This is a genomic window from Pseudofrankia asymbiotica, assembly GCF_001983105.1.
GTDB lineage: Bacteria > Actinomycetota > Actinomycetes > Frankiales > Frankiaceae > Pseudofrankia > Pseudofrankia asymbiotica.
In genome coordinates this window covers 1-12,239 of record NZ_MOMC01000083.1, presented here as the reverse complement: position 1 = coordinate 12,239, position 12,239 = coordinate 1, and the positions used below count along the sequence as shown (strand labels likewise).

Annotated in this window: 10 protein-coding genes; 6 read left to right on the top strand and 4 right to left on the bottom strand. The window is 69.7% G+C overall.

Features of this window, described 5'->3' with window-relative positions; all coding sequences use genetic code 11:
* Positions 1–248 precede the first annotated feature (248 nt).
* Both BL253_RS32985 and BL253_RS32980 read right to left on the bottom strand, forming a co-directional pair.
* A complete protein-coding gene (locus BL253_RS32985; RefSeq protein ID WP_131831630.1) occupies positions 249–1,076 on the bottom strand; it encodes an MBL fold metallo-hydrolase in 828 nt (275 codons plus the stop codon).
* A gap of 282 nt (positions 1,077–1,358) precedes the next feature.
* Positions 1,359–2,174: an SDR family oxidoreductase gene (locus BL253_RS32980; RefSeq protein ID WP_076821391.1), complete on the bottom strand. Its 816-nt coding sequence runs from the start codon at positions 2,172–2,174 to the stop codon at positions 1,359–1,361.
* Between the two features lie 126 nt (positions 2,175–2,300).
* On the opposite strand from BL253_RS32980, the gene BL253_RS32975 reads away from it, so the two are divergent.
* Complete coding sequence (locus BL253_RS32975) at positions 2,301–2,888, top strand: TetR/AcrR family transcriptional regulator (RefSeq protein WP_198946501.1); 588 nt, start codon at positions 2,301–2,303, stop codon at positions 2,886–2,888.
* 702 nt (positions 2,889–3,590) lie between these two features.
* On the opposite strand, the gene BL253_RS41965 is transcribed toward BL253_RS32975, so the two are convergent.
* Complete coding sequence (locus tag BL253_RS41965) at positions 3,591–4,343, bottom strand: GntR family transcriptional regulator (protein WP_076821387.1); 753 nt, start codon at positions 4,341–4,343, stop codon at positions 3,591–3,593.
* Between the two features lie 293 nt (positions 4,344–4,636).
* Here BL253_RS41965 and BL253_RS32965 point away from each other — a divergent pair, with 293 nt between their 5' ends.
* From BL253_RS32965 to BL253_RS32945, 5 genes are all read left to right on the top strand, one after another.
* The gene (locus BL253_RS32965; protein ID WP_081438931.1) at positions 4,637–5,461 is read left to right on the top strand and encodes a GntR family transcriptional regulator; all 825 of its coding nucleotides are present in this window, start codon (positions 4,637–4,639) and stop codon (positions 5,459–5,461) included.
* 499 nt (positions 5,462–5,960) lie between these two features.
* Complete coding sequence (locus tag BL253_RS32960; RefSeq protein ID WP_076821385.1) at positions 5,961–8,768, top strand: ABC transporter permease subunit; 2,808 nt, start codon at positions 5,961–5,963, stop codon at positions 8,766–8,768.
* Positions 8,765–9,532, top strand: coding sequence for an ABC transporter ATP-binding protein (locus BL253_RS32955; RefSeq protein WP_076821384.1), 768 nt, complete (start codon positions 8,765–8,767; stop codon positions 9,530–9,532). The genes BL253_RS32960 and BL253_RS32955 overlap by 4 nt, the downstream gene beginning before the upstream one ends.
* Positions 9,533–9,544: 12 nt before the next feature.
* A complete protein-coding gene (locus BL253_RS32950) occupies positions 9,545–9,745 on the top strand; it encodes a ferredoxin (protein ID WP_076821382.1) in 201 nt (66 codons plus the stop codon).
* Positions 9,738–10,979 (top strand): cytochrome P450, encoded by a 1,242-nt coding sequence (locus BL253_RS32945; protein WP_076821380.1) that lies wholly within the window; start codon positions 9,738–9,740, stop codon positions 10,977–10,979. The genes BL253_RS32950 and BL253_RS32945 overlap by 8 nt, the downstream gene beginning before the upstream one ends.
* 169 nt (positions 10,980–11,148) lie before the next feature.
* Here the strand turns inward: BL253_RS32945 and BL253_RS32940 are convergent.
* Positions 11,149–12,239, bottom strand: a 1,091-nt coding sequence (locus BL253_RS32940) for an ABC transporter substrate-binding protein (RefSeq protein ID WP_076821379.1), incomplete at its 5' end; no start/stop codon positions are given.

Below are 12,239 nucleotides of genomic sequence, written 5' to 3'. Positions count from 1 at the left end.
CAGATCCGTCATATGTACGTCAAGCCAGGGCGGCACGAACCGCCACCGCACGGGAGCGGCCGCGCCGCCGTAGCCCACCCGCTCAGCACATCGTGGATTCGGTATCCTGGACTCAGGATATCCGGCATCGGGATGCTCGTCTAGGGGTCTCCGGGCGGCGCGGTCGGGCCGGGCGCCCGGCCGCCCGGCCGCCCCGTGCCGGCGCGACCGTGTTGATCCTGGTGCGGCGGCCCGACCACGGCGGCGCCCTACGTCACCAGACGCCAGTGGAGACGGCCGTCGGTGGTGCGGACGATCCGGCCGAAGCGGCCGCCGTCGAAGTGGGCACCGGTCGCGGGGGCATGGGAACGTTCGAGTTCGGCGGAGATCTCGGCTCTCGCGCGGCGCGCCTGGTCCCGGTCGGCGTCGAAATGGTCGATCCAGCGGTCGTCGACCAGGGCGACTGGGTGGTGTGCTGTGTCCCCCAGCAGCAGGGCCACGTCGTCGCCCTCCCCGACCTCGACCAGGCAGTTGCCCGGAGTGTGCCCGGGGACGTGGCGTAGGACCACCCCGGGCAGCACCTCGGTACGCGTGCCGCTCACCAGGTGCAGCAGGTCCGCGGCCGGTCGCAGACTCTCGGTCACGCTATCCGCGGCCCGGGAGGCGTGCCCGCTGTGCACGTACTCCCAGTCCCGCGCGTGCAGATGATGGACGGCGCGCGGGAACGTCGGCGTCCCGTCCTGACTCACCCATCCGACATGGTCGTAGTGAAGGTGGGTGATGACCACGTCGGTCACGTCGTCCACGCCGACGCCCATCGCCGTCAGCGAGGTGAGGAACTGCCCCGTCTCCATCACGTTGGGAACGCAGCGGGGACCCACCCCCGCGTCGACGAGGACGGTCCGCCCGGGGACCCGTAGAAGGAACCCGCCCATCGGCATGCGCCACGGCCCCGGACCGAACCACTCACCGTTGGTCTGCCAGGTGGACGGTGCGTCGTCGGGCGGCTGCATGACCTGCTCCGGACTGCAGGTGACGTAGCCGTCGAGCACCAGCTCTAACGCGATGCCTGCCACCACCAGCGCCTTGTCAGCCAACACATGCCTCCTCTTCCTGGTCGGTCCGGGTGCGGAGTAAGGACGTCCACGTATACCTGGCCACCAATCCAGGATTCCTGGAGGCGCTCGACGTGGGTTTCGGCGGTGTGCTTCGAGATGACCAGGGCACCGGCGACGTCCCAGTTACTCAGTCCGGAGGGGCTGGCGGCCAGGCTCACCGCCCCCGGCTTCGCCCACGCCCGAGTGATGGTATGCCGCGTTCCGCCCGGCCCGGCCCGGGCCGGGCCGGGCGGAACGCCGCAGCAGGTCGCCCGGGTGAGGTCAGCCCTCCGAGGCGCGCGAGACGTGCTCCCAGTCGCTCCAGGTCTGCAGGCGCTGGGCGTAGAGCTGCTTGGCGATCTCGACGGGCTGAGAGCCGAACAGGACCCGCAGCGGCGGGTTCTCGGCGTCGACGATCTGCAGGAGGGCGGGGCCGGCGGCGGCCGGGTCGCCGGCCTTGGAGGTGCCGCGGCGTGCGGCCATGGCCTGGCGGAGGTGGTCGTAGGCGGGGTTGGGCTCGGTATGCACGGCGGATGAGCCGGCCCAGTCGGTGGCGAAGGCGCCGGGTTCGACGAGGGTGACGTTGATGCCGGTGCCGGCGAGTTCCTGGCCGAGGGCTTCGGTGAGCCCTTCTAGGGCCCACTTGGAGGCGTGGTAGCCGCCAAGGGACGGGAACGCGGCGACGCCGCCGATAGTCGAGATCTGCACGATGTGGCCGCTGCCCTGGGCGCGCAGGATCGGCAGGACGGCCTGGGTGACCCAGACCGCGCCGAAGAAGTTGGTCTCCAGCTGGTCGCGCAGCTGCTGTTCGGTCAGTTCCTCCACCATGCCGAACAGGCCGTAGCCGGCGTTGTTGACCACGACATCCAGGCGGCCGAACTTCTCGTGCGCGGCGGCGACCGCGGTCGCGACGGCCGGCTTGTCGGTGACGTCGAGGGTCAGCGGCAGGACCGCGTCGCCGTACTTGGCGACCAGGTCGTCCAGCGTGCTGATGTCGCGGGCGGTCGCGGCGACCTTGTCGCCGCGTTCGAGGGCGGATTCGGCGAAGTAGCGGCCGAAGCCGCGGGACGTGCCCGTGATGAACCAGACCTTGCTCACGGTTCCCCTTCCAGGACGGCGGTGCTTGGGCCGTGCCAGCAGCCCAGGCCGGGCGGCGTGGCGCGACGCTCCGACCCTACCCAAGCACTTAGACGAGTCCAAATTTGGACTCGTCTAGAAGTTAGCATGGTCGTGGGAGGAGCGATGAACCTGCGGGAACGCAAGAAGCTGGCAGCCTGGCGCGCCATCCGGGCCGCCGCGCTGCGGTTATTCGACGAGCGTGGCTACGAAGCCGTCACCGTCGAGCAGATCGCGGCCGCCGCGAACGTCTCGCGCGYCACGTTCTTCAACTACTTCGCCAGCAAGGAAGCGGTGGTTTTCGACCAGGACCCCGAACAGCGGGACAACTGGCAGGCCCTGATGAGCGCCCGGCCAGCCGGCGAGCCGCTCTGGGACTCCCTCACAGCGATCATCACCGGGTTCATCGAGAGCCTGCGTGACCGGATGCCCCTGCAACACCAGCTCAAGGCCCAGTCACCCGCGCTCGCCCAGTCGACCCAGAACTTCGGCCAGCAGTTCATCACCGACCTGCGCGACTGGGTCGCCTCCCGCACCACGAACGCCGACGAGCTGACCAGAACCCTGCAACTGAACCTCGCCCTGGCGGCGAACTCCACCGCCTACCAGACCTGGCAGGCGGGCGAGTCCTTCGACGACCTCCTCCAACGACTTACCTACTGCCTCCACCAGGCGGGCCCCACCGGCACCCCGTAGCCCGCGGCATCCGGATGCGGCGACACTGCGATGAGCCGAGTCGTGGGATATCGATGACGTGTCCCCGCGAAGATCGACCAGAGCGTTCGTGATGTGCTGGTGCCAACGACTACCCGATCACGCTTGGCCTCGACGAGACGGGCCGGCTACTCCTCGACATTCGGCTAACCCGGCGCAGGTCGGCCTGGGCGTTCTTGATGTAGGAACAGGATGCGCCTCAGACGACGGTGGTTAGTRGATGTCTCACGTGGGAGCTTCTTCCGGCAGACGCCCGCAGCCGCAAGGGTTTGCAGCACCGGGATCCGCCACACGAGACATCCTCTAAGGCCACCTACGACGCCGGCGGCCTGTTGCCCTCGCCACTCGACATGGCGAAATCTCAGGGGGTTCTCAACAACTGCTACGTCTTCATGCGCGTCAATGCCGCAGGATCGGCCTTTGAGCCGATAGGTAGCGGTGCGGGAGACAGCATAAAATGGTGTGGCCAGAACATAGCGGACTAGCGGTGAGGTGCGGTCGTGCGGCTGACGAGGCCCGGCACTGGGTGCCGGCCTCCAGATCTGCGGCCCCGCCGGCGGCTGGGCTGATCGTCCGTCGACGGCCCTCGTGAAGCCGACACCGCCCACGCCGACAGCGTGAGCAGTGTCGCGGGTGGCTGTAGGAACCGCGGCCGGGAGCCGGCCGCCCGCTCCGACGCGATGCTCAGGCAGTGCGGAACGCCGGCGCGGCGGCAGGCATCTCCTTCACGTCTTCCACGACCTTGAGCGTCCGCCGGATGTGCTGCGTCGCGGCCTTTTCGGCGAGCCTGGACGCGCCGTCCCGGATGGCGATGAAGATGTTCCGGTGGTCGTCGTTACCGGCGCGGATCGCGTGCTGCAGCGTCGGCTCGAGGTCGTCGGCGAGGTGCTGCTGGAGATACCGGGTGAGCAGCATGTGGGATGAGAGCCGGACCAGCGGCACGAACTCGCTCAGCCGGGAGTTGCCAGAAGCCTCGATGACCGACAGGTGGAAGTCCGCGTGCGCCTCACCATATTTCGCGCCGTCGAGCGCCGGGCTGGACGCGGATTCCATCTGTTCGATCGCCTGCTCCATCCGCCGCTCGACCTGCGGCGGCAGGCTACGGGTCGCCGCGAGCCTGGCGGCGAGGSCGTCGATGGACTCCCTGATCTGGTAGGTCTCGATCAGGTGCTGACGGTTGAGCTCGATGACCTCGACGGTCTTGTTACCGTTGGAGATGCGAAGCAGACCGTCGCGTTCAAGAACGCGGAATGCCTCTCGCAAGGGTGTGCGGCTCACACCGAGACGCTCGGCGAGCTGGATCTGCAGGAGAGGCGTTCCGGGCGCCAGTTCCCCGCGCAGGATGAGGTCGCGCAGCAAATGCGCGACATCGTCCGCGAGCCGGGTCTGGGGGCGGTTCAGCAGCCCGCTCGGCAGGTTGGTCGAGAGGTCGGCCACGGATTCTCCTCGCGCTGGTTCCCGAATGCAGGATACCTGCCTGGATCTTCGGCGCGGAGTAGGGAGGTGCGTGACCTGCCCCGCACCTCCGCCGGTGTCGCGGCCCGCGCCCGGTGAGCCGCGCCCACGAGTGGGCGCCAGGCCGGGCCGTGGCCACAGGTCGTCGAGGTCGACGGGCGGGCGTGGCCGCTGGGCAGCCCCTCGGGTTCGTGCCCAGAGGCCGATGGCTGCGCCGAGCTGGACTGCTCGGCGAGTATCCTGGGTCCAAGGCCGCCCCGACTGGGAGGATCTCCATGGTTGACCACGTGGTCGCGAGCGAGAGCGCCTGGACAGCGAGCTCCCGCGGGGACGCGAAGGCGCCCTTCCCACGCCTGGTCACGCCTCTGGACCGACCCAACGTCCGGCTCGCCGACGAGATCGCCCATGTCCTTCGCGAGCAGATTCTGAACGGCACGTTGGAGCCGGGCACACCCCTGTTGCAGATCCAGCTCGCCGAGCAGCTCGGGGTCAGCCGAACVCCGCTTCGTGAAGCCATCCGCATGCTCGAGCGGGATGGGCTGGTCCAGATCTCGAACGGCAACAAGACCGTCGAGGTGGTGTCCCTCGACATCGGGGCGATCGCGGAGACCTACCAGATCCGCGAGGTCATCGATGGCCTCGCGGCTCGTCTCGCCGCGCGGCGCGGGCTGAGCCCGCGGGCGGACCAGCATCTCGTGGACTGCATAGACGCCATGGACGCCGCCTCCCAGGGCGAGGTGGACGCGGCCGCCTACGGAACCGCGCACGCCGACTTCCACCTCTCGATCCTGGACGCCGCGGGCAACTCGAAACTGTCCGATCTGGTGCCGCTGGTCCGTCTCAGCTCGCAGATGCTGCTGACCCGTTACCTGCAGCAGGAGGCGCACCGGCACCCCGGGCTGCTGGAGGACCTCGCCCGGACGGCGGGCGCGCTGATCCACGAGGGCAACATGGACCACCGCGGCATCTACGAGGCCATCCGTGAGGGCAAGACGAGAGAGGCCGAGACCGCCGCGAAGCGCCACATCCGTAAGACGCTGGACTTCGYGGTGCACCTGCACGGCCAGGCTTCCGACTCGACGCCACCGCGTACGCCCTGAGGTTCGGACGGTTGGGCATCGCTCGCCGCGGTGCGGCCGTCGAGAACACGGGAGCCTCGGGGATGGTCTCCGGCCTCTGAGCTGACGCGCGCGGCCCGCGCGGCCCTCCTGCCCACGGAGGTCGGAAGCGCCGGTGAGACGCGCGTGGCCGCGCCGAGATCGTCGCGCTTGGCCACCGCGCCTCGCCTGAGTGAACACAGGTGGCGTCCGTATCCGCTCTCCGGACGCCCGAGGATCCCGCCGACCGCACGGAGATCGACTACCGCGTATCGTCTTCAGGCATCCAGGATCCACCTTGTCGACCTATGCCTCGGCGGTCGCCGTCGTGGGCCGAGCTGTCGGCGCTTTCGTGTTCAGGCGAGCTGATGGGCTGTCTGTGATTGACTTCGCCCCTCGTTCCCATCAGGCTACCTGGATGCAGGATCCGAGACGTTGAAGGTGGGAGCGGTGGCCCTGATTGTGRCAGCGGCGCCGACGTGGGCTTGCTGGGAGGACCACGGTGAGTGACTTAATCAAGTTCGTTCTGCTGGGTTTGGGCGCCGGAGGCGCGTACGCCCTGCTGGCGTTAGGTGTGGTGGCGACCTACCGCGGCTCGGGCGTCGTGAACTTCGCCAACGGCGCCTTCGCGCTCGTCGGCGCCGCGACGTTCTATGAGCTGCGCGGGGACGTGCCACTGGCCGTCGCGATCATTGCCGGGGTTCTGCTGGCCGCCGCCGCGGGCCTGCTCGTGCAGTTGCTCGTCATGAGGCCGATGCGCAACGCGTCCCMGCTGGCACGCGTGATCGCCACCCTCGGCCTGATGACCGCGGCCCAGGAGGGCGCGAAGCACCGGTACGGCACCGACTCGAAGTTCGTCGACCCGATCCTGCCCAACGACACGATCACGCCCTACGGGCACGCGTCGGTGCCGGTCGACCGGCTGATCATGCTCGGCATCACCATCGGGCTGTTCGCCGTGCTGTTCCTGCTCTACCGGCAGACCCGCTTCGGGCTGGCGACCACCGGCGTCGCCGAGAACGAACTGGCGATGTCGACGCTCGGCTGGAGCCCGGACCGGGTCGCCGGCGTCAACTGGGCACTCGGAGGCGGGCTCGCCGGCTTCGCCGGGATCATCCTGCTCCCGATCATCGGCCTCTCGCCGACGTCGCTCACGCTGACGATCATCCCGGCGTTGAGCGCGGCGCTGGTCGGTGGCTTCTCCTCACTGCCGTTCACGCTGCTCGGCGGCGTCGGGATCGGCGTGCTGGAGTCGCTGGCGACCCGCTACATCGACGCGCCGGGCTGGCCGAACGCCGTGGCGTTCCTCGTCATCATCTTCGTGCTCGTCGTCCGGGGCCGTGGCCTGCCGCTGCGCAGCCACCTCGCCGACCGCCTGCCCCGGGTGGGCACGGGCCGTATCCCGTGGCCGATGCTGGGCGTCGTCCTGGTCATCGCGGTCGTCACCGCGTTCGTCGGCAACGACCGATGGACCGACGCGCTCGTCGTATCCGCGATCTTCGGGATTCTCTGCCTGTCGCTGGTGGTGGTCACCGGCTTCGCCGGCCAGCTGTCGCTCGCGCAGTACACCCTGGCCGGGATCGGTGCCCTGGTCTCCACCCGTCTCAACGACGCGGCGGGTGTCCCGTTCGTGTGGGCCGCGATCATCGGCGTCGTCGCGACGATCCCGGTGTCGCTCCTGGTGGCGCTGCCCTCGCTGCGCGCCCGCGGTGTCAACCTGGCGGTGGCGACCATGGGGCTGGCGGTCGTCATCGCGGCCGTGGTCTTCTCCAATCCGGACTACACCGGCGGCGTCATCCGCGGCACGGTCGTCCCGCCGCCGGAGATCTTCGGGCTCAACGTGCTCGTCACGGACCATCCCGCGCGGTACGCCCTGCTATGCATCATCCTCACGCTCCTCGTCGGCCTCGTGGTCGCGAACGTGCGGAAGGGCCGCGCCGGCCGGAGCATGATCGCGGTACGGGACAACGAGCGTGCCGCGGCGAGCCTCGGCATCAGCGTCTTCAGCGTCAAGCTCTTCGCCTTCAGCGTCGGCGGCGCGATCGCCGGGATCGCCGGGGTGCTGCTGGCGTACCGCACGTCGAACGTCACCTTCGACCAGTACGACGTGTTCGCCTCGATCAACGTCATCCTGCTCTCGGTGATCGGCGGGATCGGCTTCATCAGCGGCGCGATCGTCGGCGCGGCCGGCGCCTCCGGGGGCATCGTCCAGGACCTGCTCTCCTACATCGTCGACGTCAGCGGCTGGTTCCTGCTCGGGGCGGCGCTGGTGCTGGTGCTGACGATCGTCGTGTCCCCGCATGGCGTGGCCTGGGCCAACATCCAGGAGTTCCAGCGCATCCGGCGGATACTGGGCCACCGGCGCAGCGCGAAGGCCGAGGCGAGCCGGCAGAAGCGGATCGCCGCGGCGTTGGCCGACGCATCGGCATCGGCGCCAGCCGCCGCCGACAACGACGGCGCGCCGACCGGTGCGGCGGTGGCCGCCAGCGGACCGGCCGCCCGGGTCACCCCGCGGACCCTGGTGCTGCGCGACATCTCCCTGCGTTTCGGGGGTGTCGTCGCCCTGTCGGACGTGAATCTGAGTGTCGCCCCCGGCGAGGTCGTCGGTCTCATCGGTCCCAACGGTGCCGGTAAGACCACGTTGATCGACGTCGCGACCGGCTTCCACCGCCACTACACCGGCGACGTCTCGCTCGAAGGGGCTTCCCTCAACCGCGCGAACGCCATCACCCGGGCTCGTCGCGGGCTTGCCCGTTCCTTCCAGTCCCTGGAACTGTTCGAGGACCTCAACGTCATCGGCAACCTTCGAACCGCGTCCGACGAGCGCGGTCTGGCTGCCTGGATCACCGACCTGTTCCGGCCCYACCGGGGCTCGCTCAACGCGGGCGCGGTCGCGGCCGTCCGGGAGTTCGACCTGGCGGACTACCTGGGCGCCCTGCCGTCCGAGCTGCCCTACGCACAGCGCCGGCTGGTCGCGATCGCCCGTTCGGTCGCCATGATGCCATCCGTGCTGTTGCTCGACGAGCCCGCCGCGGGCCTCGACGAGCGCAGCACCCGCGAGCTCGGGGTCCTGATCCGCAGGCTCGCCCACGAGTGGGGGATGGCCATCCTCCTGATCGAGCACGACGTCCCCATGGTGCTGAGCACCTGCGACCGGGTCGTCGCGCTGAAGTTCGGCAAGGTGATCGCCGAGGGGACGCCGGAGGAGATCCGAAACAGCCCCGCGGTCGTGGAGTCCTACCTGGGTGCGTCGGCCGACGAGGCCGCACCCGCGCTCGCCACCCAGACCACGGAAGGGGTCACGGCATGACCGTCGATGTGGGCGCCGAGCGCGCCACGACAGCGCAGCCGGCCCAGCCGGCGCAGCCGCTGCTGTCCGCGTCGTCGATGAGCGCCGGTTACGGGGGCGTCCCGGTGGTGCGGGACATGGACCTGGAGGTCCGTGCGGGTGAGGTGGTCGCCCTGCTCGGCGCGAACGGCGCCGGCAAGACCACGACGCTGCTCGCCCTGGCCGGAGTGCTGCCGATCTCGGGCGGCGAGGTAGCGTGGCTGGGCCGTACGAGCCGGGCGCCGTTGCACCTGCGCGCCCGGGCGGGGCTCGGCTTCGTGCCGGAGTCGCGTGCGGTCATCCCGTCATTGACGACGATGGAGAACCTGCGCCTTGGGCGTGGCGACCCCGAGGCCGCCCTCGAGCTGCTGCCGGAGCTCAAGCCACTGCTCAAGCGCCGAGCCGGGCTGTTGTCCGGTGGCGAGCAGCAGATCCTGACGCTGGCACGGGTGCTCGCGGCCCAGCCGAGGCTGCTGCTTGCCGACGAGATGTCGCTCGGCCTCGCCCCGATGATCGTGCAGCGGCTCCTGTCGGCGGTGCGGGACGCGGCGAACAGCGGCATCGGCGTGCTGATCGTCGAGCAGCAGGTCCGCAACGTCCTCGCCGTCGCCGACCGGGCGTACGTGCTGCGGCGCGGGAAGATCGAACTGGAGGGGAAGGCCGCGGAGCTCGCCGGCCGCCTCGAGGAGATCGAGGCGACCTACCTGACGGGAGCGGCCGCCATCGAGGAGCAGGCAGACGGTTGAGGAGGCTTGTGCGTGCGCATCGTCGTGGATCGGGATAGGTGCATGGGCCACGCGGTCTGCGCGCTGATGGCGCCCGACCTGATGGAGCTCGACGACCTGGGCTACAACGTCACGGGCGAGGCCAAGGTCGAGCCGGCGGACGAGGCGCTGGCGCGCCGGGCCGCGGGTGCGTGCCCGGAGGGTGCGATCGCGGTCGTCGACGCCCATGCGTGAGCAGGCCGGCGCGCCGGGCCCGGGCGCGCCGGCGAGGGCCGGCGACGTCCCGGCGTGGCTGCCGACGCTCGACATCTGGACCGACGCGGCCCTGCACGCCGATCCGTACGACCGCTACAAGGAGCTGCGCGGCTGCCCCCTCGGCCACAGCGACCAGCTCGGCGGTTACTGGGTCGCGTCGCGGTATGCCGACGTGCTGGCCGTGCTGCAGGACGCGGAGAGCTTCTCCAACGAGGTCCTGTTCGTGCCGCCGACCAAGGACCCGTCAGGCCGGCGGATCCCGATCGAGCTCGACCCGCCCGAGCACGGGCCCTACAAGGCTCTGCTCGGTCGCTGGTTCTCCCCGCAGCGGGTCCGCCGCTGGGAGGACCGCGCCCGCGGCCACATGCGCGGGCTGCTCGCGGCGGCGGAGGGCCGGGAGGCCGTCGAGTTCGTCTCCGAGATCGCCGTGTCGTTCCCGTTCCTGGTCATGGGCGACGTCTTCGGGATGCCCGCGGAGACCGTCGCGATGTTGCGGCGCTGGGACGAGGAGGGCATGCGCGCGGGCACGAACGACCTGGCCAAACGCAAGGAGGCCACACGGTCTACTCGTGTCCGCATGCTCGCGTTCTTCCGTGACCTGGTGGTCGAGCGCTCGGCGGACACCTCGGGGCCGGCCGACGGCATGCTCGACGAGCTGGTCCGGGCTCGCCTCGGCGACCGGTCGCTGGAGCCCGCGGAGATGGCCAACATCTGCGTCACCATGTGGAACGCGAGCCTGCACACCACCTCCAACGTGCTGGCGAACAGCGTCTGTCACCTGGCGGCGCGTCCGGAGCTCRCCGACCGGCTTCGCAGGGATCCTGGGCTGGTCGGTGACGCGCTTGAGGAGCTCATGCGCTATGAGTCGATCGTCGCGCAGGCGCGCCTCGTCACGCGGGACGTCACCGTCGCCGGGGCCCAGCTGCACGCCGGGGACCACATTGTGACCCTCACCGGCTCGGCCGGCCGGGACGAGGACGTCTACACCGATCCGGACGTGCTGGACTTCGACCGGCCGGACRAGCGCCACCTGATGTTCGGTGCCGGTCTGCACCGCTGTATCGGCGCGCRCGTCGSGCGGATGGAGCTGCGGGTCGCCCTCGAGGAGATCCACCGTGTCTGGCCGGTCTACCGGCTCGATCCGGCCCGGCCCGCGCGCCGCCACACCGGCCTGGAGCGAGGCACCGACGAGCTCTGGCTGCTGTTGTCCTGACCCGACGGGTGTACGGGCATCCGGCGCTGATCCGGTGGTGACAGGAAGACAGACCGAAAGACCGATGGCCCCGGGCGACGCCCGGGGCCATCGGTCTTGGTGCTGAAGCTCGGATTGGTGCTGAGACCCGGAAGGGTGCCGGCCCAGGTTCGGGCCGGCACCCCGGCGGTCAGTCCTCCAGGAAGAGGCTGAACGGCTTGCCGCCGTTCAGCGGGGTGGCCTTGTCGCCCTCGACGTGGGAGAGCCAGACGCGGTCGTTGAACACCCGCGGGGTCCCGCCGCCGAGCGAGGTGTTCGGCTTGGTGAAGTTGATGCCGCCGGTGAGACCCTCGACGTCGAAGTTGGTCTGCTTGTTGAGGTACTGGACGAAGTCGGCGCGAGTCGGCTCGGTCTTGCCGCTGTCRATCAGCGCCTTGATGCCCTGGGCGAAGGCGTAGGTGCCGAGCCAGCCGGACGTCGCGCCGTCGTTGCGGTTCGGGTAGCTCTTGTTGTACTTGTCCATGTCCTGGAGGAAGTGCTGGTAGCCGGGCGCGGTGTGATCGTACTGCTCGACCATGTAGATGTTCTTGTCTCCCGGGAACAGCTTGGCAATCTGGCCCACGTCGAACACGCCGGTCGAGGCGAGGAACTTGATGTCCGTGCCGCCCTGCTGGCGGACCGCGCGGATGAACTTGGTGTACATGTCCGCGGTGAGGCCGTCGACGATCACGTCCGGCTTGTCCGCGATCTCCTTGGCGGCGAACGAGGAGTAGTCCGTCGCGGTGATCGGGATGGCCTGCACGCCGACGACGCTGCCGCCCATCGGCTCGACGATGCGCTTGATGAACGGCGGGAGCTGGGCGCCGGCCGGGATACCGACGTAGGGAACGCCGATCTTCTTGGCGTCGAGGTGCTTGATGGCGGCCGTGGCGCTCACGATGGTGGTGAAGGTACCGCCGTAGAGCGGGAACGAGATCGTGGAGTTCTGGTCGGCCTTGCCGGAGGGCAGGTCGCCGAGGTTGGCCAGGCTGGCCTTTTCCAGCAGCGGGGTGTACGCGTCGCCGTAGGACGACCCGACGTCGATCAGGGAGAGCACGTCGGAGTCGTCGATCGCCTTGCGGGCGCAGATGGTGGCCTGGTTGACGTCGTTGTTGTCGCTGCAGGTCTTGATGACGAGTGGGCGCCCGTTGATGCCGCCGGCGTCGTTGATCGCCTTGGTGGCSGCCGTGATGCCGGCCAGGTTGTCGGGGTCGGTCAGGGGGCTGCCGAAGTGGAAGCCGG